At 70.1% G+C, this 23,045-nt stretch carries 17 protein-coding genes; 10 read left to right on the top strand and 7 right to left on the bottom strand.

Features of this window, described 5'->3' with window-relative positions:
* The first annotated feature begins 19 nt into the window (after positions 1 to 19).
* The 3 genes from QE397_RS16745 to QE397_RS16735 all read left to right on the top strand — a co-directional run bounded on the left by QE397_RS16745 (position 20) and on the right by QE397_RS16735 (position 9,200).
* A complete protein-coding gene (locus QE397_RS16745) occupies positions 20 to 5,665 on the top strand; it encodes an IniB N-terminal domain-containing protein (RefSeq protein ID WP_307096138.1) in 5,646 nt (1,881 codons plus the stop codon).
* Between the two features lie 146 nt (positions 5,666 to 5,811).
* Positions 5,812 to 7,734: a dynamin family protein gene (locus QE397_RS16740; protein ID WP_056444035.1), complete on the top strand. Its 1,923-nt coding sequence runs from the start codon at positions 5,812 to 5,814 to the stop codon at positions 7,732 to 7,734.
* Positions 7,731 to 9,200 carry a dynamin family protein gene (locus QE397_RS16735; protein WP_027506933.1) on the top strand — a complete coding sequence of 490 codons (1,470 nt, stop codon included), beginning with the start codon at positions 7,731 to 7,733 and terminating at the stop codon, positions 9,198 to 9,200. The genes QE397_RS16740 and QE397_RS16735 overlap by 4 nt, the downstream gene beginning before the upstream one ends.
* 2 nt (positions 9,201 to 9,202) lie before the next feature.
* On the opposite strand, the gene QE397_RS16730 is transcribed toward QE397_RS16735, so the two are convergent.
* Entirely contained in the window at positions 9,203 to 9,760 is a 558-nt protein-coding gene (locus QE397_RS16730; protein WP_051613623.1) for a hypothetical protein, read from the bottom strand.
* Between the two features lie 614 nt (positions 9,761 to 10,374).
* On the opposite strand from QE397_RS16730, the gene QE397_RS16725 reads away from it, so the two are divergent.
* A complete protein-coding gene (locus tag QE397_RS16725) occupies positions 10,375 to 11,238 on the top strand; it encodes a lipase family protein (protein ID WP_307096133.1) in 864 nt (287 codons plus the stop codon).
* 24 nt (positions 11,239 to 11,262) lie between these two features.
* Here QE397_RS16725 and QE397_RS16720 read toward each other — a convergent pair whose 3' ends face one another.
* Positions 11,263 to 12,096: a hypothetical protein gene (locus tag QE397_RS16720; protein ID WP_307096131.1), complete on the bottom strand. Its 834-nt coding sequence runs from the start codon at positions 12,094 to 12,096 to the stop codon at positions 11,263 to 11,265.
* A gap of 151 nt (positions 12,097 to 12,247) precedes the next feature.
* Here QE397_RS16720 and QE397_RS16715 point away from each other — a divergent pair, with 151 nt between their 5' ends.
* A complete protein-coding gene (locus QE397_RS16715; protein ID WP_307096129.1) occupies positions 12,248 to 12,964 on the top strand; it encodes an SDR family oxidoreductase in 717 nt (238 codons plus the stop codon).
* Between the two features lie 5 nt (positions 12,965 to 12,969).
* Here QE397_RS16715 and QE397_RS16710 read toward each other — a convergent pair whose 3' ends face one another.
* Both QE397_RS16710 and QE397_RS16705 read right to left on the bottom strand, forming a co-directional pair.
* Positions 12,970 to 14,097, bottom strand: a complete 1,128-nt coding sequence (locus QE397_RS16710; RefSeq protein WP_307096127.1) for an ABC transporter permease — start codon at positions 14,095 to 14,097, stop codon at positions 12,970 to 12,972.
* A 1-nt stretch (position 14,098) separates the two neighbouring features.
* Positions 14,099 to 14,956 (bottom strand): ABC transporter ATP-binding protein, encoded by an 858-nt coding sequence (locus QE397_RS16705; protein WP_037186932.1) that lies wholly within the window; start codon positions 14,954 to 14,956, stop codon positions 14,099 to 14,101.
* Positions 14,957 to 15,408: 452 nt separating this feature from the next.
* Between QE397_RS16705 and dnaK the strand changes: the two genes are divergently transcribed.
* The 4 genes from dnaK to QE397_RS16685 are packed head-to-tail and all read left to right on the top strand — an operon-like array spanning position 15,409 to position 19,533.
* Positions 15,409 to 17,253 carry a molecular chaperone DnaK gene (gene dnaK / locus QE397_RS16700; RefSeq protein ID WP_027506927.1) on the top strand — a complete coding sequence of 615 codons (1,845 nt, stop codon included), beginning with the start codon at positions 15,409 to 15,411 and terminating at the stop codon, positions 17,251 to 17,253.
* On the top strand, positions 17,250 to 17,858 hold the full coding sequence (grpE, locus tag QE397_RS16695; RefSeq protein ID WP_051613622.1) for a nucleotide exchange factor GrpE: 609 nt from the start codon (positions 17,250 to 17,252) through the stop codon (positions 17,856 to 17,858). Before dnaK ends, grpE begins: the two co-directional genes overlap by 4 nt.
* Positions 17,859 to 17,901: 43 nt before the next feature.
* Positions 17,902 to 19,083 carry a molecular chaperone DnaJ gene (gene dnaJ, locus QE397_RS16690; protein WP_307096125.1) on the top strand — a complete coding sequence of 394 codons (1,182 nt, stop codon included), beginning with the start codon at positions 17,902 to 17,904 and terminating at the stop codon, positions 19,081 to 19,083.
* 27 nt (positions 19,084 to 19,110) lie between these two features.
* Positions 19,111 to 19,533 carry a heat shock protein transcriptional repressor HspR gene (locus QE397_RS16685; RefSeq protein WP_027506925.1) on the top strand — a complete coding sequence of 141 codons (423 nt, stop codon included), beginning with the start codon at positions 19,111 to 19,113 and terminating at the stop codon, positions 19,531 to 19,533.
* 3 nt (positions 19,534 to 19,536) lie between these two features.
* On the opposite strand, the gene QE397_RS16680 is transcribed toward QE397_RS16685, so the two are convergent.
* From QE397_RS16680 to QE397_RS16670, 3 genes are all read right to left on the bottom strand, one after another.
* Positions 19,537 to 20,292: an FAD-binding oxidoreductase gene (locus tag QE397_RS16680; protein WP_027506924.1), complete on the bottom strand. Its 756-nt coding sequence runs from the start codon at positions 20,290 to 20,292 to the stop codon at positions 19,537 to 19,539.
* A 13-nt stretch (positions 20,293 to 20,305) separates the two neighbouring features.
* Positions 20,306 to 21,781, bottom strand: coding sequence for a trehalose-6-phosphate synthase (locus QE397_RS16675; RefSeq protein WP_027506923.1), 1,476 nt, complete (start codon positions 21,779 to 21,781; stop codon positions 20,306 to 20,308).
* Between the two features lie 119 nt (positions 21,782 to 21,900).
* The gene (locus QE397_RS16670; protein ID WP_200933864.1) at positions 21,901 to 22,068 is read right to left on the bottom strand and encodes a hypothetical protein; all 168 of its coding nucleotides are present in this window, start codon (positions 22,066 to 22,068) and stop codon (positions 21,901 to 21,903) included.
* Between the two features lie 163 nt (positions 22,069 to 22,231).
* Between QE397_RS16670 and QE397_RS16665 the strand changes: the two genes are divergently transcribed.
* Positions 22,232 to 23,044, top strand: coding sequence for an alpha/beta fold hydrolase (locus QE397_RS16665; protein WP_027506922.1), 813 nt, complete (start codon positions 22,232 to 22,234; stop codon positions 23,042 to 23,044).
* Position 23,045 lies beyond the last annotated feature (1 nt).

Below are 23,045 nucleotides of genomic sequence, written 5' to 3'. Positions count from 1 at the left end.
ACACACCCAGGAGATCCCGATGGCCACGAACGCCGTACTCGACTTCATCCTCAGCCTTCTTCGCGACGACAAGGCCGCCGCCGCCTACTGCGCGAACCCCCAGGCCTCGCTGGACGCTGCCGGCCTGCCCGACGTGTGCCACGCCGACATCGTGGCCGTGGCGCCCATGGTCGCCGAGTCCGGACTGTTCGCCGGCGGATCGCGTCTCGCCTCGATCGTGAACGCGGGCAGCTCCTCCACCGTCGTGAACTCGACCGTCGTGAATGCGGGCAGCGTGAACAACAGCACCGTCTTCGGCGGCAACAACGTCGCCGTCGGCGGCCCCACGTTCGGCAGCAACGCGGTGAACTTCGGAAACAACAACAACAACGGAAATTTCAGCAACAACAACTTCGGGGGCTTCGACCTGGGCGGCTTCACCTTCAGCCCGACCCTCATCGGTGGCGGCCTGGCGATCGGCAGCATCGGCAACATCGGCAACCTGAACCTCGGTGACCTGGATCTGAGCGGCCTGAACCTGGCCTCGCTCGACCTCAGCGGCCTGAACCTGGCCTCGCTGGACCTCGGCGGGATCGGCGACATCGACCTGCTCGGCGGACTCGACCTCAGCCTCATCGACCTGGGCGACCTCGACATCGCGGGCCAGTTCACCACGGTCCTCGCCCTCGTCCTGGCCAACGGACTCTCCCTCGGTGGCGACCTCGCCGCCGAGTTCGGTGCCGCACTGGGCGCGGCGTTCGACGCCTTCCTCGCCCTCGGCGGTGTCCTCGACCTCGACACGCTGGTCGACCTCAGCGCCACCCTGGCCGGTGCGCTCACCGCAGCGCTCGGCCTCGGCGTGGGTGCCGGAGCCCAGCTCACGGCCGCCCTCGACGCCGTGCTCGGCACCGTCGCCGGTCTCGACCTCGACGCCGTAGTCGGTCTGTCCGGCGTTCTCTCCAACGCACTCTCGGTGGGCGGTGTGCTCGGCGCGAATGTCGGCGCCGCACTCGGTGGCGTGCTCGGCGCAGCGGTCACCGCCGGTGGCTCGCTCGGCGCCGATCTGGCCGCCGCCCTCACCGCCGGACTCGATGTCGCCGGATCGCTCGGTGTCGTCGTCGGTGGCGCGCTCGGTGTGACCACCGACATCACCGCTGCTCTCTCGGGTGCTCTCGCCGCTGCCGTCGACGTCGCCGGTGATCTCGGCGCGACGCTGACCACCATCCTCGACGCGAACGTCGTCGCCGCGCTCGCAGGCACGCTGACCACCGAGCTCTCCGCGGCTCTCGGCGCAGCCCTCGCTGCCGGCGGAGACGTCGCCGGTGAGTTCGGCGCCTCCCTCGGCGCGCTCCTCGGAGCCGTCACCGGCCTGTCCGGCGCATTCGACCTCGACGCTCTTCTCGGCGTCGGCGGCACTCTCGGCGCGACCCTCGCCGGTGTGCTCGGCCTCGGTGGCGGTATCGGTGCGCAGCTCGGCGCCGCGCTCGACGGTGTCCTGGAGTTGGCCGGTGGCCTGGACCTCGCGGCCGCCCTGGCCGGCGGAGCCGACATCGCGGCCACGCTCGGCGCCACTCTCTCCACTGCCCTCAGCGGCGTGCTGGTCGCCGGCGGTACCGTCGCCGGAACGCTCGGCGCGGCCTTCGGTGCCGCCCTCGGCGGCGTCCTGGGGGCCGACCTCGGTGCTCAGCTGGTCGGACTGCTGGCCGGTGAGCTGGACCTCGGTGCGGCACTGGCCACCATCCTCGACGGCGCTCTCGGCCTCGGCGGCCTCCTGGACATCGGCGCTGTCGCCGATCTCGGTGCCCTGCTCGACGTCGACGGCGCACTCGGCCTGGGTGCCGGTGTCCTCGCCACGCTCGGCGGTTCCCTCGAGGCTCTCCTCGGCGCGGGCGGCCTGCTCGGTGGCGATCTGACCGCACTGCTCGGTGCCGATCTCGGTGCTCAGCTCGCTGCCGCGCTGGCCGGCGCTCTCGCCGTCGGCGGCGACCTGGGCGGCGACCTCGGACTCGCCCTCGGCGGCGTGCTCGCCGGACTCGTGGACGTGGCGGGCGGTCTCGACGTCGACGCGGTGGCCGGACTCGGTGCCACCCTCGCCGCAGCCCTCACCGGCGCACTCGGTGTCGGCGCAGGACTCACCGGTGGACTCGCAGCGGGCCTCACCGCTCAGCTCGGTGCCGCTCTCGACGGTGTCCTCGGCCTGGCCGGCGATCTCGACCTGCTCGGCGGACTCGGCGTGCTGGGCGACCTGAACGTGCTGAACGACCTCAGCGTCCTCGGCGACCTGGACCTCGCGGCCACCCTCGGTACCGCACTCTCCGGCGCTCTCGCCGCCGGCGGCGCGGTGGCAGCCAACCTCGGTGCCACGCTCGGCGCGGCCCTCGGCGGTGTCCTGTCCGGCGACCTCGGCGCCGAGCTCGTCGGCCTGCTCGCCGGTGGTCTGGACCTCGGTGCCGGCCTCACCACCCTGCTGGGCGGTGTCCTCGATCCGTCCGGTGCCCTCGGCCTCGGCGGCGACCTCGTCGCCACGCTCGGCACCTCGCTCGCAGCCGTGCTCGGTGCGGGCGGTCTGCTCGACGCCGATCTCGCGGGCCTGCTGACCGGCGGCCTCGCCGCGCAGCTCTCCGCCGCACTCGCGACGGCTCTCGCGGCCGGCGGCGACGTGGCGGCGAACGTGGGCCTGGCCCTGGGCGACGTGCTCGGCACGGTCACCGCGGGTCTGGACCTGGACGGCGTCCTCGGCGCCGACCTCGCGGCGGCGCTCACCGCGGCCCTCGGCCTCGACGGCGACCTGACCGGTGGACTCACCGCGCAGCTCGCCGGCGCGCTCGACGCCGCACTCGGTGTGGTCGGAGGCGCCGACATCACGGCTGCGCTCTCGGGCGCACTCGCCGCCGGTGGCGACGTCGCCGCAGGACTGGGCGCGACACTCGGCACCACCCTCGCTGCCGTGCTCGGCGCCGACCTCGGCGCCCAGCTCACCGGACTGCTGGCAGGCGGCGCCGATCTCGGTACCGCACTGACCGCCGTCCTGGGCGGCGCTCTCGACCTCGACGGGGTCTTCGGCATCGGTGCCGACGCGGCCGCCGGCCTGGTCGGCACGCTCGGCACCACGCTCGCCGCCGCACTGAACGTCGGCGGCCTGACCGACGTCGACCTCACCGCACTGCTCGGCGGCGACCTCACCGCCGTCCTGGGCGCCGCACTCTCCGGCGCCCTGGGCGCCGGCGGCGCACTGGGTGGCGACCTCGGCCTGGCACTGGGCGGGCTCGTCGGAGCGGCTACCGACCTCACGGCCGGCGCCGATCTCGGACTGGTCCTCGCCGGTGCACTCGGTGTCACCGGCGATGCCGCCGCCACGCTCTCGGGCGCACTCGAGGCGATGCTGGGAGCTGCGGGCGGTCTCGACCTCACCGCGATCCTCGGTGCCGACGCGGACGTCGCCGCCACCGTCGGAGCCGCGCTGAGCGCAGCACTGTCGGCCGGTGGCCCGCTGGCCGCGAACGTGGGCGCCGCCCTCGGCGGCGTGCTCGGGACCGCCCTGTCGGGCGACCTCGGCGCACAGCTCGCAGGTCTGCTGGGCGGCGGCGTCGATCTGGACGCCGCACTCGGCACGGTCCTCGGCGGCGCACTCGGACTCGGCGGGCTGGTCGATCTCGACGGGCTCGCAGATCTGGACGGGCTCGGAGCCGTCGGCGGTCTGCTCGACGCCGACCTGCTGGGCGGCCTGACCGGCGCACTGGACGCCGACATCGTCGGTGCGCTCGCCGGTTCGCTCGGCGCTGCCCTCGGCGCCGGTGGGCTGCTCACCGGTGACCTGCAGGCACTGCTCGGCGGCGATGTGGCGGCGCAGCTGTCCACCGCCCTCGGCGTGGCTCTCGGCCTCGGTGGCGACGCTGCCGGTGAACTCGGACTCGCCCTCGGCGGCGTCCTCGCCGGCGTCACCGACCTGACCGCGGGTGCCGATCTGGGTGCCGCTGTCACCGCCGCTCTCGGCATCACCGGTGAGGGTGCGGCCACCCTGGCCGGCGCCCTGAACACGGCGCTCGGACTCGGCGGGGCGCTCGATCTCGACGGCCTGGTCGGCGGAGATCTGGCCGCCACGGTCGGCGCTGCACTCGGCGGTGCTCTGGCCGCCGGCGGCGACGTCGCCGCCACGGTCGGCGCCACTCTCGGTGCCGCTCTCGGGGGCTCCCTGACCGCCGATCTGCAGGCCCAGCTCGGTGCACTGCTGGCCGGTGGGCTGGACCTCGACGCCGCGCTCGGCACGGTGCTCGGTGCGGCTCCGGATCTCGATCTGGACGCCGACCTCGCCGGCCTGCTCGGCGGCGCTGTCTCGACCGGCCTCGGCCTGGTCGCGGGAGTCGGCCTGCCCGACACGGAGCTGCCGGACCTCACGGGCAGCCTGGCCGCGGCACTGGGACTGGGCGGCGCAGCCGCAGCAGGACTGGGAACCGCACTGGGCACGGTGCTCGGCGGCACGGTGCTCGCCGATCTGGATGCGAACGGACTGCTCGAGGGTGACCTCGGCGGCATCGTCTCCGCCGCACTCGGCGACGCACTGAACGTCGGCGGTGTCCTCGACCTGGAGACCGACCCGGTCGGCCAGTTCGGCACCGCGCTCAACGGGGCGCTCGGCCTCGTCGGCGGCGTGGACACCGGCGCCCTGGGCGACCTGCCCGCGACGCTGACCGCAGCTTTCGGCGTCGGCGGCACGGCGGGTGCGGAGCTCGGCGGAGCCTTCGGCGCTCTGCTCGACATCGCCGGCGGCGGCGATCCGGTGGCGTCCCTGGGAACGGCACTCGGAGCCACGGGTGACCTCACCACGATGCTCGACGCCGCACTCGACACGGCGGTCTCCGCCGGCGGCGCGCTCGACGCCGAGGGTCTGCCGATCAGCGGACTGCTCGACGCGAACACCGGCCTCGACGGCAGCCTCAGCGCACTGACCACCCTGACCGGTGGCCTCGGCGCCGTGGGTGCGGTCGCCGGCGGACTGGACGGCACCCTCACCGGTGTCGGCGGCGCGGTCACCGATCCCGACGCGGTCACCGGTGCGGTGGCGAGCCTGGGCGGCGGCCTCGCCAGCGGCCTCGGGCTGGGCCTGAACAGCGTCACGCAGGGCGGGCTCGAGCTCGGCTCGGAGCTGCAGGGCGGCCTGACCGGCGCTGCGACCGGCGCGGGCGGCGTCTTCGGCGGCTTCGAGATCTCGCCCGACGGCGAGGTCACCGGCGGACTGGACAACACGTCCGAGTTCACCGGCGCACTCGACGGCGGCATCGACGCCACCGCCGACGCGGTGGGCCAGTTCCAGAACTCCACCGACGCCGTGCTCGGCGGCGTCACCGGAGCGACCGACGGACTGGGCCTGAGCGCGGTCACCGACGTCACCGGCGACGCGCTCGGCGCAGTGACCACGGACGGCGGACTCGGTGGCGACATCGCCGGCGAGGCCACCTCCTGGCAGGACGTCGACGCCGAGGGTGCCTTCGACGGCCCCGCGGCGGCGGTCGACGGAGTCGGCGACGGCCTCACCGACACCGTCTCCGGGCTCGGCGGCGGACTCACCGGTGGCCTGACCGACGGCCTGTCGAACACCCTCGGCGGTGGACTGAGCTCCGCGGACGACGGCCTCGACACCGGCGCTGTGGCCGATGACAACGCGGCCGACGCGGGAGACGCCAACTGATCACCCGCGCTCTGTAACACCGACGACCCCGTACGCGCTTATGCGTACGGGGTCGTCGGCGCTTACCGTGAGGGTCACACCGCCGCAGATGGTGAATGCTCACAGACGCGCTCGACCCGTTGCCACCGCAGACAGATCGGGACCACATGCAGAACGACGCACCACCCGCCGTGCAGACCGGCGCCGGGAAGACCCCCGCGCCGACGCAGGCGACGCAACTGGCCGAGCTCCTGTCCCGGATGGGCGAGGTGGCGTCCGGTGCCGGTCGCCGCGACCTTCTCGACCGGTTGACGGCGGCGCGTGAGCGGGTGCTCGATCCGCGCCTGCGCATCGTCGTGGTCGGACCGCTCAAGCAGGGCAAGAGCCAGTTCGTGAACTCGCTGCTGGGCCTCGACGTGTGTTCGGTGGGCGACGACGAGACCACCGCGGTGCCCACGATGGTCGCGTACGCAGAGACCGAGCGGGCGGAGCTTGTGGTCGGCGAGATCGGCGCCGACCCGGTGCGCATCGACATCCCCATGGCGGACATCCATGCCGTCACACCGACCGACCCGCGCGCGGAGGGTCGCGAGATCCTGCGCCTCGAGATCTCCGTGCCCAGCCCGCTGCTGAAGGACGGGCTCGTCGTCATCGACACCCCCGGCGTCGGCGGCCACGGCAACCCGCACGCCAACAGCACCCTGGGTCTGGTCACGTCGGCGGATGCCGTTCTGGTGCTGTCCGATTCGAGTCAGGAGTTCACCGAGCCCGAGGTGGCCTTCCTGCGCCAGGTGGTGACTCTGTGCCCGGCGGTCGCGTGCCTGGTGACCAAGACCGACCTGTACCCGCACTGGCGGCGCATCGTCGAGGCCGATCGCGGGCACCTCGCGCGGCAGGGCATCGACGTCCCGCTGATGCCGATCTCGTCGATGCTCCGCTCGCACGCGCTGCGGCTGAAGGACGATTCGCTCGACAAGGAGGCCGGCTTCCCGGCTCTCTACGACTTCCTCCGCGGTGTGGTGCAGCGTGCCGACGCCACCACTCGCAAGGCCGTCGCTCTCGACGTCCGCTCGGTGTCCGAGCATCTCGCCCTCGCCCTGGGCAGTGAACTCGCGGCGCTTCGCGATCCGGAGACCGCCGCCGCGGCGGTGGCCGGTCTGCAACAGGCGCGGGCCAACGCCGAGGACATGCAGAAGCGCAGCAGTCGGTGGCAGCAGACACTCAACGACGGCATCACCGATCTGGCCGCCGACATCGACCACGACCTGCGAGACCGGCTGCGCGTCATCACCCGTGAGGCGGAGGAGGCGGTCGACGGGGGAGACCCGGGCAAGGACTGGCCGCGCATCGGTGAGTGGCTCGAGGACCAGATCGCCTCCGCCGTGGGGGACAACTTCGTCTGGGCGCACGAGCGGTCCCTGTGGCTCGCCGAGACGGTCGCTCGGCACTTCGCCGAGACGGCCGATGCGCACATCCCGGCGATGAACATCGCGAACGTCGACGGCGTCATGGACCCGGTGACCTCACTGGGGGACCTCGAGTCCGGCCGGATGGGCATCACCTCGAAGGTGCTCGTGGGCATGCGCGGCTCCTACGGCGGCGTGCTCATGTTCGGACTCATCACGACGATGATGGGACTGGCGCTGCTCAATCCGATCTCGCTCGGCGCCGGAGTCCTGTTGGGCAGCAAGGCCTACAAGGACGACAAGGAGGCGCGGGTGCTCAAGCGGCGGGCCGACGCGAAGGTCGCCATCCGCAAGTTCACCGACGACGTCAGCTTCCAGGTGGGCAAGGAGTCCAAAGACCGCCTGCGGCTCGTCCAGCGCCAGCTCCGTGACCACTTCACCGACATGGCCGATCAGACGGTGCGCTCGGTGAGCGACTCGCTGCGGGCCGCGCAGGAGGCGGCGACCGGCGCCTCGTCCGAGCGTGCCGCGCGCACAGCCGAACTGGAGCAGTCACTGAAGAAGATCTCTGCACTGCGCAGCATCGCGCAGAAGCTCGACCCCGAGGCCGTCGAGGCCGCCGAGGCAGACAAGGTCGTCGAGGCGGCTCGTGCGGACCGCACGCAGATCGGTACCGGCTCGTGAGTGTCACGCTCGACCGTGCGCGGGAACTCGTCGCGGCGGCGCAGGCGGAGTACGTGCGGGAGCCGGACGTCCGGGATGCGTTGCGCGTCTGCGCGGACCGGCTCGACGAGCCGCTGCGCGTCGCGCTCGCCGGATCACTCAAGGCCGGCAAGTCGACGCTCCTCAACGCGCTCGTCGGACAGGACATCGCCCCCACCGACGCGACCGAGTGCACCCGCGTGGTCACGTGGTACCGCCGCGGGACGTCTCCCTCGGTGACGGCCCGGTACGACGGGGACCGCTCGATGAGCATCCCGGTGCTGCGACGGGGTGGTCGACTGTCGTTCGACTTCGGCGATCTCACCGCCGACCGCGTGGACCGCCTCGACGTCGAGTGGCCGGCGCGAACCCTGGCCCGCAACACCATCATCGACACCCCCGGCACGTCGTCGCTGTCCCTGGACGTGTCCGAGCGGACGTTGTCGATGTTGACGCCCGAGGACTCCGCGTCCGGCGCCGATGCCGTGGTCTATCTCCTGCGCACCCTGAGCGCGTCCGACACGTCGTTCCTCACCCGCATCAACGACGCGGTCGGTGGCGACTCCGGCCCCCTCGGCGTGGTCGGCGTCGTCTCGCGTGCCGACGAGGTGGGCGCCGGTCGCATGGACGCGATGATGTCGGCCAAGGAAGTGGCGTCCCGCTTCGCGGTGGAGCTCGAGAAGACCGGTCTGTGCCAGGCCGTCGTGCCCGTCGCCGGCCTGCTCGCCCTCGGGGCACGGACGTTGCGGCAGAGCGAGTTCGGCGCGCTCGTCGCGTTGGCCGACGCTCCGCCCGACGACCTCCAACTGGCGATGCTGTCGGCCGACCGCTTCTCCCGCCCGGACATGCCACTCCCCGTCGATGCGGAGACGCGCGCCGGACTCGTCGACCGTTTCGGGCTCTTCGGCATCCGGATGGCCGTCACGCTCATCCGCATGGGCACGCGCGATTCGCCCTCGCTCGCACGGGAACTCGTCGAGCGCAGTGGACTCGAGGAGCTACGGCACATCATCGACGTGCAGTTCGGCGAGCGAGCCGACCAGCTCAAGGCGCACTCGGCCCTCGTCGCTCTCGATCGCGTGCTGCGCGCCTCACCGGCCGCGGGATCGCGCGCCATCATCGACGAGGTGGGATCCACCCTCGCCGACGTCCACGGGTTCAAGGAACTGCGTCTGCTCGGTCAGCTACGGGCACGCGAGGTGCGGCTGCCCGAGCCGGAGAAGGCGGAGCTCGCTCGACTGGTGGGTGCGCAGGGCACCGAGACGACGACGCGGTTGGGGCTCGATCCGGACGACTCGGTGGAACTGCAGCGCAAGACGGCCTTCGACGCGGTCCGCAGTTGGCGCTCCCGCGCGTCCCATCCGCTGCTCGACCGGTTCACGGCGCGGGCGTGCGACATCGCCGCGCGCAGCGCCGAGGGCATCCTCGCGGAGCTCGACCGCCGCTGAGATCAGCGCCGGACGGGAGCGGCTGCGAGCCATCGCCCGACGGCGGGGACGAACAGCGGAGCGGTGCCCAGCAGAGCGAGGGCCGCGACGACGAACGGCGCATACGTCGTGGGCTGCTCCAGCGCATCGGAGGTCGCGATCCAGAACGCGATCGATCCCGCGGCGGCGACGATGCCGACCAGGGTCAGCGTGGATCGTCCGGTGGGGCGTCGGCCGCGGATCTGCAGGATGCCGGCCAGTCCCACCAGGAGAACGACGGCGCCGACGGCAGCACCGGCGACGAGCGTGATGAGGACCGTCGAGTCGATGTCCTCCGCCGAGGTGCCGGGGGCGTCGGCCGAGAGGACGTCGGCGAGGCGCGACCGTAGTCCCTGGTGGTCGAGTCCCAGCAGCGCGCCGGTGGCCGCCAGGACGACGAGGCACAGACTCCACAGGATCACGGCGGCATCGACGGCGCGTGGGCGCTCGTCGGGAACCGGCTCCCGCATGGGCGTCACGTGCACCGACGGGCGGGGCGGCTTCGGGGGTTGCGAGCCTTCGACACTGTCCGACGCGTTCATGGCTTCAGGCTAGAGGGTCTGTTTCCGCCCGACCCTGTTGTGGTCCGGCCCCGTCCGCTCGGGCTCGGAAAGTGATCGAGCACGAAGTCCGCGGTCGGGGTCACACCGGCTTCTCGGAAGTGGGCCCCATCACTTACGGTCAGGGCGGTAGTGGGCCCGCCAGGGCCCCGTTGTCGATGGGATGAATGTGCGGAAACTGCGGTCTGCCGGCGTCGGTCTGGTGATGTGTCTCGGTCTGTTCGGCGCGGTGGTGCCCACGGCGACCGCCGAACCCCCCGGCCCGGCCTCGAGCTTCTACACGCCCCCCTCGCCGCTTCCCGCCGGGAACGACGGTGACCTCATCCGTACCGGGCCGTCGAATCTCGCACTGTCGCTCCCCTTGCCGCAGGGACCGATTCCTGGCACCGCGACGCGCCTGATGTACCGGTCGCAGGACGCCAACGACGCGCCGGTGGCCGTCACCGGGACGTACATCGACCCGTCGGCCGAGTGGACCGGCCCCGGTCCGCGCCCGCTCGTGGTGATCGCCCCCGGCACCCACGGCCAGGGCGACCAGTGCGCGCCGTCGCACCAGTTGAACAACGTCCTCACCTACACCCCCCGTGCTCGGTCTCATGGTCGAGTACGAGCTCCTCTCCACCTATGCGCTGCTCTCCCGCGGCTATGGCGTCGTCATCACCGACTACGACGGGCTGGGCACACCGGGTGCGCACACCTACGTCAACCGCGCCGCCGAAGCGCACGCGGTGCTCGACGCGGCGCGCGCCGCGCAGCAACTCGGCAACACCAAGGTCGGACCCGAATCCCCGGTCGGCCTCTGGGGTTACTCCCAGGGCGGCGGCGCCGTGGCAGCAGCCGTGGAGCTCGCTCCCGAGTACGCACCGGAGCTGGACATCAAGGGCACCTACGCCGGTGCGCCCGTCGCCGATCTGGCCGCGACGCTGGCACAGGTCGACGGCACCATCCTCACCGGTGTCATCGGCTACACCCTGAACGGTCTGCGCCGGTCCAACCCCGAGTTGGGCCCGATCATCGACGCGTCGACCAACCCGGCCGGTAAGGCTGCGCTGGCGGCACTAGAGAATCAGTGCGTCGTGGAAAGTGCACTCACCGTGGGCTTCCACCGCACCAACGAGTGGATCACCACCGGCGAGTCGCTGTCGGACTACCTGAAGCGGATTCCCGAGGCGCAGACGGTTCTCGCCGAGAACAAGATCGGTAACCGCACACCCACCACGCCGGTCTACATCGACACCGGCACGGGCGACGACATCGTGCCGCACGGCCAGGCAGTCGATCTCGCCGCAACCTGGTGCGGGAAGGGCTCGAACGTCCAGCTGAACACTCAGCAGTTGCCGTTCTTCCTCCCCGGGCTCGCGCTCGGCCACGTCCTGCCCGACTTCATCGGACTCGGCGCCGGCACCAACTGGCTCGACGCCCGGTTCCGCGACGTCCCCACAGCGGGCAACTGCGCCTGACCCGTCACCGCCGAAGCGCCTCGATCACAGTCGATCGAGGCGCTTCGTCGCGTTCCGGACCCTCGAGGTCGACGCGTCCTTCTCCGACGCCGCCTCGGAACGCGCGTCCTGCGCCGCCTCCAGGTCCTCGCGTGCCTTTTCGAGTTGCTCGGTGAGGGCGTCGACCGACTCCTGCAGCTCGTCGATGCGATGGTCGGCCTTCTCCAGCGCCTCGGTCGCACCCTGCAGCGCAGCCTCGGCGTCGTCGAGTTCGGCCTGTGCGCGGGCTCGCTGCTCTTCCATCTCCCGTTCGGCCGTGTCGTCGGGTGCGGGTTCCGGTTCTTGCGCGGGTTCGGGATCGACGGACACCAGCCCCATCGGGCCGAACCCGCTGTACTCGGCGGCCCCCAGCATCCGGCCGCGCCGCACCTCGTCGGCGATGTCCGCATCGGACAGCGCCGCATTCAGGCTCTGGGTCACCTCGCGCCCGACGTCCTCGCCGATCGGGTGACCGCGGTCTTCTGCGATCTTCGCGGCGCGGTTCGCCAGTGCACGCACGGCGCGCTGCCGCTGCTTCGTCAGCGTGCGGAGGGTGGCGCCCGACGGTCGACCGGCCGGCCTCCGGCCTTCCCGCAGATGTTGCTGCGCCTCACGAAGTGCTTCGCCGAGGTCGAGCAGGTCTGTGACGTCGTCCTCCGCGTCGCGCACCGTCACGTTCAGTACCCACCCGACGATCGTCGGTTTGCGCAGCGCACCGATCTGCTTGGCCAGGGCCTTGTCGCCGTCGGAACGCGCCTGCTTCTGCCGTTCCGTGCGGGTGGCGACGAAGTCGGACGGGTCCAGCCCGTACAGCTCGTCGGCCACCTCGTCGAACGTCATGGTGGTCGATTATGCCGCCAAGCTGTGGGCATAGAGATTATGAATAGCAAGTCCCGAAACTATCGATAGCGCGATGGGATGATGCTGCGGGCCCGGTGCGCTGAACCTTCCGTGGCCGCGAGAGACGGGGCCGCGGAAGGGACACACCGTCATGAGCACCCTGCAGAACACCCGCATCCTTCTCGTCGGCGGCTCGTCGGGCATCGCGCGGCGCATCGCCGAGGACGCGCTCGCCGCCGGCGCGGAGGTCTTCCTCGGCAGTCGACGCCCGGAGGCCCTGGCCGACACGGTCGCCGAGCTCGGCTCGGGCGCATCGGCGATGCACCTCGACCTCGACGACGAATCGTCCATCGCCGCCGCCGTCACCACGCTCGGACCTCTCGATCACGTCGTGTCGCTCGCGGCGAACCACGCCAACGGCCCGGTCACAGCCCTCGACCGCGCCGCCGTCGAGGGCGCGTTCGCAGCCAAGGTCGTCGGACCGATCCTGCTGGCCAAGCACTTCGCGCCCACGCTGCGTGACGGCGGCTCGTTCGTGTTCTTCTCCGGTGTCGCCGCATGGAAGCCGGCGCCGGGCCTCGCCGTCATGGCCACGACCAACGGTGCTGTCGCATTCCTCGCGGAAGCGTTGGCCGTCGAACTGGCACCGTTGCGGGTCAACGCCGTGTCGCCCGGCATCGTCGACTCGGGTGCGTGGGACGGCATGGGGGACGGCAAGCAGGCGATGTTCGACGCGACGGCTGCCAAGAACCCCGCTCGGCGAGTGGGTCGACCCGACGACGTCTCGGCCGCAGTACTTCTCGCGCTCACCAACGGCTTCGTCACCGGAACCACCCTCCACGTCGACGGGGGTGGACGGCTGAGCTGAGCGCCTCAGGTGATCCGCACGCCCCTCGGCAAGGTGCGGGCCGGAACGCGGAGTCGGCGCGCGGCGACCGTGAGTCCGAGAGCTCCCAGGATGACATTGACGGCCAGCCCGAGGTACCAACTGTCGCCGATCTTTCCGGATTCGAACGCGACCTGCTCGTCGTAGAAGCTGCGGTTCGAGGCGCTCACGCGGTAGGTCGACGCGGTGTCCGCGCAGGTCGGCTCCGTCAGGTACGGGCCCGTGCGCGCCGTCGAGAGCGTCTCGGCTATCGGGCGCGCCACGCTGGGATCGGGTGGCCGCTCGTCCGACGTCCAGACACGTACGCTCGGATTGTCATCTGCGGCCACCACATCCGGGAGAATGAGAAACGGGTTGGGCGCCAACAGCCACCAGATACGCTCGGTGTGCTCGTAGGAGCGCACCGTGGCCACGTCGCGACAGTCCGGAACGGTGTCGAACGAATCGTCCACGTACGTGTACTCGGCGCCCACCACCTCGTGGTCCTCCGCCGTGGTCGAGTAGAGCAGGCCGAACAGCGCCGGGAGGCCCAGCACGAGGAAGAACACGGTGGCCTGCGTCAGGACGGCCGAACCTGCCGGCCGAGCGGTCAGGGCCGAGTACCCCAGCCCGATCCCGCAGTAGCACAGAAAAATCACGCAGAGAACGATCACGCCCAGCACCGAGGTGCCGATGCCGTAGGGCGCGGCGACGATGCCCCACACCAGGTACGGCGACGCCACGGCGACGAGGGCAAGGCAGGACACCCACGACCCGAGAAGTTTGCCGACGGCCAACTGCCAGTGGCTGATCGGCGTCGCCTGCACCACGGAGAGCGTCGCGTCCTTGCGGTCACCGTTGATCGACGTCGCCGTGAGGGTGGGGGCGAGGACCACGCCGAGGAACAGCTCGACTCCCAGTACGACCGCGTAGAGATTGCGCGCCCAGCCGTCGTAGTTCGCATCGGCCTCGTCCACCGACAGTGCCAGATACATCGACCCGAACACGGCCAGCGACATGACCGTGAACGTGACGGCCAGGGTGACGCGCCACCGCGTGGTGCGCAGTCGCTGCCGGAGTTCGAGGCCGATCAGTACGCCGACCACCGACGACCAGCTGCTCATCCGTGCCGCCATGTCATGTCCTGTCCGCGTCGAGGGCGAGGTACGCGTCCTCGAGTTCCGAGTCGACGCGGGCGAACTCGGCGACGAGCACTCCCGAGTCGACGACCGTGCGCAGGTGTCGCGCCGCGGCCTCCTCGTCGGGGAAGCGCAGGATGTCGGCCGACGAAACAGGCCGGCCCACCGCGCGTAGTCGCCACGATCGTTCGGTGGCGGGTGCCGACTCCCGCGTGCGCCCGTCCGTCATCACGAGCACGTCGTCCACCATCTCCGACAGTTCGGTGAGGATGTGGCTCGACACCAGCACTGCGCATCCGTTGTCGGCGAGCCGGCGGACCTCGTCGCGCAGTTCGACTCGCGAGCGCGGATCCATGCCGGACGCCGGCTCGTCGAGCAGCAGGATGCGCGGTCGGTGGACCAGAGCGCGGGCGAACCCGAGCCGCTGCTTCTGGCCGCGGGACAACTCGTGCGCGGGTCGGTCGGCGCGATCGTCGAGGTGGACCTGCTGCAGCAGTTCGGCGGCGCGGGCACGGGCGTCCTTCGACGACAGCCCGTGCAGCCGTCCGAACGTGGACAGGATCTCGGTCGCCGTGAGGCTGTCCCAGGTGCCGAAGACGTCCGGCATCCACCCCACGGCCCGCCGGAGTGCGACCGTCTCGACCGAAGACCCGTCCAGCTCGAGGGTCCCGGAGTCGGGAGCCAGGAGGCCGGCGAGCATCAGCAGCAGCGTCGTCTTTCCGGCGCCGTTGGGTCCGACCAGCCCGGTCGCCCTGCCGGGGGTCAGAGTGACGTCGGCGTGGGCGACTGCTGTGTGGCGTCCGAACGTGCGGGTGAGACCTCGGGCCGTCAGGGTCGTGCCGGGAACCGGTGACATGCCGTGGACCCTAACCGTCGGACGCGCGTGCTCAGCCACACTCTCGCGTCGAATTCCGCGGATCTGCAGAAAGCCTCGCGATCGGGTGGGTTCACACGCGCCGACCATGCGTGAGTGCCCTCAACTCGCTGCCGGAGGCGGGATCCCGTCGATCCGGTCGACCTGTGGATGCTGAGGCACGGCCGAGTGCAGGTTTTGCCACATTTTCGCGTCGAATGCTGCCGATCCGCAGAAAGCCTCGCGATCGGGTGGGTCCAGACGCGCGGACCACAGCCGGCCGACCACTCCGGGAACAAACTCGCACACCCCTCCGTTGAGCCGTACGACTGCCATTGAGCGTGGGTCACTCAAGTACGACTTGACGGAGCGAGAATCCGGCAGGCAGACTTGAGCGCAGTTCGCTCAGGCAGACGCTCGAACGATCACAGCAGCATCTATCAGGAGGTCTTCACATGGCTCGTGCGGTCGGAATCGACCTCGGGACCACCAACTCGGTCGTGTCCGTCCTGGAGGGCGGCGAACCGGTCGTGGTGGCCAACTCCGAGGGTGCACGCACCACCCCGTCCATCGTCGCGTTCGCCAAGAACGGAGAGGTTCTCGTCGGCCAGTCCGCGAAGAACCAGGCCGTGACGAACGTTGACCGGACCATTCGCTCCGTCAAGCGCCACATCGGCACTGACTGGACCGTCGGCATCGACGACAAGAAGTACACGTCGCAGGAGATCAGCGCGCGCACGCTCATGAAGCTCAAGCGTGACGCCGAGGCGTACCTGGGCGAAGAGATCACCGACGCGGTCATCACGGTGCCCGCGTACTTCGAGGACGCACAGCGTCAGGCCACGAAGGAAGCCGGCCAGATCGCCGGCCTCAACGTCCTGCGCATCGTCAACGAGCCCACCGCCGCCGCTCTGGCGTACGGCCTGGACAAGGGCGAGAAGGAACAGACCATTCTCGTGTTCGACCTCGGTGGCGGCACGTTCGACGTGTCCCTGCTCGAGATCGGCGACGGTGTCGTCGAGGTCCGCGCCACGTCCGGCGACAACCACCTCGGTGGCGACGACTGGGACGAGCGCATCGTCACCTGGCTCGTCGACAAGTTCAAGGCTCAGAACGGCATAGATCTGACCAAGGACAAGATGGCTCTCCAGCGCCTGCGTGAGGCTGCGGAGAAGGCCAAGATCGAGCTGTCCTCGAGTCAGAGCACGTCCATCAACCTGCCGTACATCACGGTGGACTCGGACAAGAACCCGCTCTTCCTCGACGAGCAGCTCAGCCGCTCCGAGTTCCAGAAGATCACCGCCGACCTGCTCGACCGCACCCGCGCGCCGTTCCAGGCCGTGGTCAAGGACTCGGGCATCGCGGTCAAGGACATCGACCACGTCGTGCTCGTCGGTGGCTCCACCCGTATGCCGGCAGTCTCCGAGCTGGTCAAGGAGCTCTCCGGTGGACGCGAGCCCAACAAGGGCGTCAACCCGGACGAGGTCGTGGCCGTCGGCGCCGCACTGCAGGCCGGTGTGCTCAAGGGTGAGGTCAAGGACGTTCTGCTCCTCGACGTCACGCCGCTGTCCCTCGGCATCGAGACCAAGGGTGGCGTGATGACCAAGCTCATCGAGCGCAACACCACCATCCCCACCAAGCGGTCCGAGACCTTCACCACGGCGGACGACAATCAGCCGTCGGTGCAGATCCAGGTCTTCCAGGGTGAGCGCGAGATCGCGTCGCACAACAAGCTTCTCGGCTCGTTCGAGCTGACGGAGCTGCCTCCCGCACCGCGCGGTGTGCCCCAGATCGAGGTCACGTTCGACATCGACGCCAACGGCATCGTGCACGTGACGGCGAAGGACAAGGGCACCGGCAAGGAGAACACGATCAAGATCCAGGAGGGCTCCGGCCTCTCCAAGGAGGAGATCGAGCGCATGGTCAAGGACGCCGAGGCTCACGCCGAGGAGGACAAGACCCGTCGCGAGGAGGCCGAGACCCGCAACCAGGCCGAGTCGCTCGTCTACCAGACGGAGAAGTTCGTCAAGGACAACGAGGACAAGGTTCCTGCGGAGACCAAGGAAAAGGTCGAGTCGGCCATCGCGGAGGCTCGCACTGCCTTGAACGGCACCGACATCGCCGCCATCAAGGCAGCGGTGGAGAAGCTGAGCACGGAGTCGCAGGCTCTGGGTCAGGCACTGTACGAGTCGGCAGCAGCCGACGGAGCAGGTGCCGACGGCGCAGCCCCGACCGACGGTAGCGACGATGTCGTCGACGCCGAGGTCGTGGACGAGCCGGTCGACACGGACAAGAAGTGAGTGCTGAGGACACCGGGAAGGTAGACGCACCCGACGTCGACCCCGCCGTGGAGGAGTCCCTCGCGGGCTCCGCCACGGCGCCCCAGCCCGGTGACGTGGAGGACGAAGCAGAGGTTCTCGAGGCAGAGATGTCCGAGGGTTCCGTGGATTCCGAGACTGCACCCGAGAAGGACGAGCTGTCCGAGCGGACGGCCGACCTGCAGCGCCTCAGCGCCGAGTTCGCCAACTACCGGCGACGCGTCGCTCGGGACAAGCAGGTGGACATCGACAACGCCAAGGCGTCGGTGTTGGCCGAGTTGCTGGGTGTGCTCGACGATCTCGATCGGGCGCGCAAGCACGGTGACCTCGAGACGGGGCCGCTGAAGTCGGTGGCGGACAAGCTCGAATCCGTCATCACCGCACAGGGTCTCGTCGCCTTCGGTGACGAGGGCGACGCGTTCGACCCTGCGCTGCACGAGGCCGTGCAGCACGAGGGCGACGGCAACGATCCTGTCGTCGGCAGCGTGTTCCGCAAGGGGTACAAGGTGCGTGATCGAGTTCTGCGCACCGCCATGGTCGCCGTCGTCGACGGTTCGGGCGCCGACGCGGCATCCGACCAGGCATAGTTCGACCACAACGAAGATGTGATGTGAGAGGAGGAGGCGACCGGTGAGCCAACGGGAGTGGATAGAGAAGGACTTCTACAAGGAGCTGGGCGTCTCCTCCTCCGCGTCGCAGGACGAGATCAAGAAGGCGTACCGCAAGCTCGCGCGCGACAACCATCCGGACTCCAATCCGGGGGACGCGAAAGCGGAGGAGCGCTTCAAGGCGGTCAGCGAGGCCAATGCGGTGCTCTCCGACCCCGCGAAGCGCAAGGAGTACGACGAGGCCCGATCACTGTTCGCCAGTGGTGGTTTCGGACGCGGCGGATTCTCGCCGGGCGGCGGAACCAACTTCGGCGGCGGGGGTACGGCCGGCGGGTTCGACGTCGGTGACCTCTTCGGAGGTGCCGGTGGCGGAGCCGATCTCGGTGATCTGTTCGGCGGGTTGTTCAACCGTGGCGCGGCCGGTGGTCGTACCCAGGCCGCGTCGTCGCGTCCCCGGCGTGGGAGTGATCTCGCGGCCGAGGTGACGCTCGACTTCCGTGACGCGGCGGTGGGAACGTCTGTCCCGCTGTCCATCACGAGTCCGTCGTCCTGCACCACCTGTCACGGGAGCGGCGCGAAGCCCGGCACGAGCCCGCGGGTCTGCCCGCGGTGCAACGGTGCCGGTGTGGTCAGCCGTAACCAGGGCGCGTTCGGCTTCAGCGAGCCGTGCGACGACTGCCGGGGCACCGGCTCGATCATCGACGATCCGTGCACCGACTGCCGCGGCACCGGCGTGCAGAACCGCACCCGGTCGGTGACGGTGCGGGTTCCTGCCGGTGTCAGTGACGGGCAACGTGTCCGAGTGGCCGGCCGAGGCGAGGCCGGTCTGCGCGGCGCTGCCGCCGGCGATCTGCTGGTGACCGTGCACGTGAAGAGCGACGCCGTGTTCGGCCGCACGGGTGACGATCTCACCCTCACGGTTCCCGTCGCGTACAGCGAACTGGTGCTCGGCACGACGCTGTCGGTGCCGACGCTCGACGGCCGAGTCGGTCTGAAGGTTCCGGCGGGAACGGTCGACGGCCGCACCTTCCGGGTGAAGGGTCGCGGCATTCCCAAGAAGTCGAAGATCGGTGACCTGTTGGTCACGGTGAAGGTGGCCGTGCCGTCCGAATTGGACGACGCGGCACGCGATGCCCTCGAGGCCTACGCTGCGGCGGAGAAGGCGAGTGGTTTCGATCCCCGCTACGGGTGGCCCGGAGCCTGACGGTTCTGATGCGAGAGGAGAGATGAGATGACTCGGACGCCCAGCGATCCGCAGGATGCGCGCGACGCAGGCGCGGACCCGGATGCCCGGATCTTCGTCATCTCCGTCGCCGCCGAGCTCGCCGGCATGCACGCCCAGACACTGCGCACCTACGACCGTCTAGGACTGGTGACGCCGTTCCGCACCACCGGCGGTGGGCGACGGTACTCTCCGCGCGACGTCGCGCTGCTTCGCGAGGTGCAGCGTCTCTCGCAGGACGAGGGCGTCAATCTGGCGGGTATCAAGCGCATCATCGAACTCACCAATCAGGTGGAGGCGCTGCAGGCCCGCGTCACCGAGATGGCGACCGAGCTGGCCAAGGTTCATGCCGGGTACCGACGCGATCTCGTTCCGGTGCAACGCAGTAACGCGCTCGTCGTGTGGACACCGCGCAACCCGAAGCAGACCTGACCGTCACCCCGTGCGGATGTTCTCCGCCGGGGTTCCCGTCGTCACCAGGGCACGCGTCGTGAAGCTCGACATCGCCGGTGATCCGCACACCAGCACGCGCTGCGACAGGTACGGCCCGCGCCGCGCCACCACCTCTCCGACGCGTCCGACGAGGTACTCGTGAGGTGCGAAGCCGGAGTCGGGTGCCGTCTGCAGCCGCACGGCCTCGGCGGCATCGAAGAACTCGTCGCGGTACGGCGGGTCCACGGGCTCGTCCACCACCGGGATCACCGTGAGCCATGGCGCTGATCGCGCCATCAGGGACAGCATGTCGGCGGCATAGAGATCGCGGGGGTGCCTGCCTCCCACGTAGAGCCGCACCCGCGGAGGTCGTGGCCGACGTGCCAGGCCCAGCAGCAGTGCGCGCATCGGTGCGAGACCCGTTCCGCCCGCGACCATCACGACGTCGTCGTCGGTGTCGTCGACACGGAGGTCGCCCGCCGGGTCGTCGAGAGTCCAGATGTCGCCCTCACGGGTCTCGCGGACGATGCTGCGACTGACCCAGCCTGCCGGTACCTCGCGAATGTGGAACTCGTACTTGCCGTCTCGCGACGGGGGTAGGGCGGGGGAGTACCGACGAGGCAGGTGCGGCGAGGTGGGCACCGTCACGGCGACGGACTGCCCCGCGGCGAACGGAACAAGTTCGCCGACGAGGCGGACGATCAGGAGATCACGGCGCAGCCGATGGCACTGCACCACTTGCGCTTCGACCACGGTCACCGGTCTTCGCGCATCACATCGTCGCCTGACCGATGTCCCGGTTGGAGATCATCTGGTTGGGCTCCTCGTCGCCGGTGCGTCCCAGCGCGGCGAGGAACGACCGCGCCCAGCGATCGACGTCGTGCGCGAGGACCTGCCGCCGCATCGCCCGGATGTGGCGTCGGCCCGATTCCGGCGTCTGCTCGATCGCGGCCATCATCGCGTCCTTGACGCTGTTCAGGTCGTGCGGGTTGCACTGGTACGCCTGGCGCAGTTCGGCTGCGGCGCCGGTAAACTCGCTGAGCACGAGGGAACCGCCCAGGTCGCTGCGGCACGCCACGTACTCCTTGGCGACGAGGTTCATGCCGTCGCGGATGGGCGTCACCAGCATGACGTCGGCGGCCACGTAGTAGGCGATGAGCTCCTCGCGCGGAATGGGGCGGTGCAGGTAGTGCACCACCGGATGCCCGACGCGGCTGAACTCGCCGTTGATGCGCCCGACCATGCCCTCGATCTCACCGCGCATCTGCTTGTAGCTCTCGACGCGCTCGCGGCTCGGTGTGGCCAGCTGGATCATCACGACGTCCTCGGGATCCACCCGGCCCTCGGTCAGCAGTTCCAGGAACGCCTCGAGACGGACGTCGATGCCCTTGGTGTAGTCGAGTCGGTCGACGCCCAACATGATCGTCTTCGGATTGCCCAGCTCTTCGCGCATCTCTCGTGCACGATCGCGCACCGGCTTGCGCCGCGACTTCTCGTCGAGATCGCCCGAGTCGATGGAGATGGGGAAGGCGCCCACGCGCACGGACCGGAAACCCACCTGCACCACACCGAGTTTGGAGCGGACTCCGATGTTGCCGCGCGAGGTCGGCTGGCCGGCGAGACGCCGTGCGAGGTAGAGGAAGTTCTGCGCGCCACCGGGCAGATGGAAGCCGATGAGATCCGCGCCCAGCAGACCCTCGACGATCTCGGTGCGCCACGGCATCTGCATGAACAGCTCGACGGGCGGGAACGGGATGTGCAGGAAGAAGCCGATCGTCAGATCGGGGCGCAGCATGCGCAGCATCTTCGGGACCAGCTGGAGTTGGTAGTCCTGGATCCACACGGTGGCGTTCTCGGCGGCCGCCTTGGACGTGGCCTCGGCGAAGCGTCGGTTCACCTCGACGTAGGCGTCCCACCAGCTCCGGTCGTAGACGGGCCGGACGATGACGTCGTGGTAGAGCGGCCACAGGGTGGCATTGGAGAAGCCCTCGTAGTAGTCGGCGACCTCCTGCTGCGAGAGCGGGACCGGGACCAGCTCGAGGCCGTCGTCCTCGAACGGGTCGACGTCGACGTCGGGGACACCGGCCCATCCGACCCAGGCGCCGTTGTTGCTCCGCAGGATCGGCTCGAGCGCGGTGACGAGACCACCGGGGCTGCGCTTCCAGACTCGGGAACCGTCGGGCGCCGTGTCGAGGTCGACAGGCAACCTGTTGGCGACGACGACGAAGTCCGAACCTGATGCGGTCACTGCTGATCCTCTGTCTCGACGTCGGGGCGCGCGGTGAGGCCGGCAGCCTGCCGCGACGGTGTCAGCACGTGCTTACCCCACTCGCCGAACGCCAATCGGAGTGCGGGAGCGAGCGGCGCTCAGGCGCGGACGGGCGGGTTGATCCCCAGCATGGACAGCAGCATGCGGCACTCGTCGGCGTCTGTTGCGTAGGCGGCGACGACGCGACGTGCCATGCGGGCGGTCTCGTCGGACAGGGTCTCGATCTCTTCGTCGGCGATGTCGGTCTCGGCGGGCTCGGTGGCCATGCGGGTCTCCTGGGGTCGAACGATGTGGTGGTGCAGCCCGGTGGGGCGCACTCGCGTACCTGAACTCTACGAGTTCGCGCTCGTTCCCGGCAAAACCGGACGCGCACCGTGACCGGTAGCGTCTGCCCCGAACAGCTGTCGTATCGGAAGAAGGACATCCGCCATGCCCATCGGCACCATCAACGGCATCCGCCTCAACTACACCGTGACGGGCAAGGGTCCGCTCGTCGTGATGGTCATGGGGACGGGCAGCCCCGGCCGGGTGTGGCAGCTGCATCAGGTGCCGGCGCTCACGGCCGCGGGATTCCGAGTGTGCACCTTCGACAACCGCGGCATCGCCCCGACCGACGAGTGCGCGGGCGGCATGACGATGGACGATCTGGTCGCGGACACCGCGGCGCTCATCGAGTACCTGCGGTCCGGCCCCGACGAGAAGGCAGCCGTCGTGGGCACGTCGATGGGTGCGCGCGTGGCGCAGGAACTGGCCTTGACCAGGCCCGACCTGGTGTCGCGAGCGATCTTCGCGGCCGGTCACGCCCGGCTCGACGAGTTCCAGAAGGTGCTCGGCGCCGGCGAGCGCGAGCTGGCTGACAGCTCGGCGACGCTGCCGCCGAAGTACGCGGCCGCGGTGACGGCGGCCCTGAACCTCTCTCCCGCGTCGCTCGCCGACCCCGCGAAGGCACGGGACTGGCTCGACCTGTTCGAGTTCTCCGTGCAGCCGCTGACCCCGGGCCAGCGTGCCCAGCTCTCTCTGGACGAGTCGTTCGACCGCCGGTCCGCGTACCGCGACATCACGGTGCCGTGCCTGGCCATGGGCTTCGCCGACGACCGGATGATTCCCGCCTACCTCTCGCGCGAGGTGGCCGACCTGGTTCCGGGCGGTCGCTACGTCGAGATCGCCGACGCGGGGCACTACGGATACCTGGAGAAGCCCGACGAGGTCAATCAAGCGATTCTCACGTTCCTCCGCGAGTAAC

It is taken from the genome of Rhodococcus sp. SORGH_AS_0301 (assembly GCF_030818285.1).
GTDB lineage: Bacteria > Actinomycetota > Actinomycetes > Mycobacteriales > Mycobacteriaceae > Rhodococcoides.
This window is presented reverse-complemented; position numbering and strand designations above follow the sequence as displayed.

Coding starts and splice junctions, on each gene's coding strand:
- QE397_RS16745 (WP_307096138.1), top strand. CDS start 20: ATGGCCACGAACGCCGTACTCGACTTCATCCTCAGCCTTCTTCGCGAC.
- QE397_RS16740 (WP_056444035.1), top strand. CDS start 5,812: ATGCAGAACGACGCACCACCCGCCGTGCAGACCGGCGCCGGGAAGACC.
- QE397_RS16730 (WP_051613623.1), bottom strand. CDS start 9,760: ATGAACGCGTCGGACAGTGTCGAAGGCTCGCAACCCCCGAAGCCGCCC.
- QE397_RS16725 (WP_307096133.1), top strand. CDS start 10,375: ATGGTCGAGTACGAGCTCCTCTCCACCTATGCGCTGCTCTCCCGCGGC.
- QE397_RS16720 (WP_307096131.1), bottom strand. CDS start 12,096: ATGACGTTCGACGAGGTGGCCGACGAGCTGTACGGGCTGGACCCGTCC.
- QE397_RS16715 (WP_307096129.1), top strand. CDS start 12,248: ATGAGCACCCTGCAGAACACCCGCATCCTTCTCGTCGGCGGCTCGTCG.
- QE397_RS16710 (WP_307096127.1), bottom strand. CDS start 14,097: ATGGCGGCACGGATGAGCAGCTGGTCGTCGGTGGTCGGCGTACTGATC.
- QE397_RS16705 (WP_037186932.1), bottom strand. CDS start 14,956: ATGTCACCGGTTCCCGGCACGACCCTGACGGCCCGAGGTCTCACCCGC.
- dnaK (WP_027506927.1), top strand. CDS start 15,409: ATGGCTCGTGCGGTCGGAATCGACCTCGGGACCACCAACTCGGTCGTG.
- QE397_RS16685 (WP_027506925.1), top strand. CDS start 19,111: ATGACTCGGACGCCCAGCGATCCGCAGGATGCGCGCGACGCAGGCGCG.
- QE397_RS16670 (WP_200933864.1), bottom strand. CDS start 22,068: ATGGCCACCGAGCCCGCCGAGACCGACATCGCCGACGAAGAGATCGAG.
- QE397_RS16665 (WP_027506922.1), top strand. CDS start 22,232: ATGCCCATCGGCACCATCAACGGCATCCGCCTCAACTACACCGTGACG.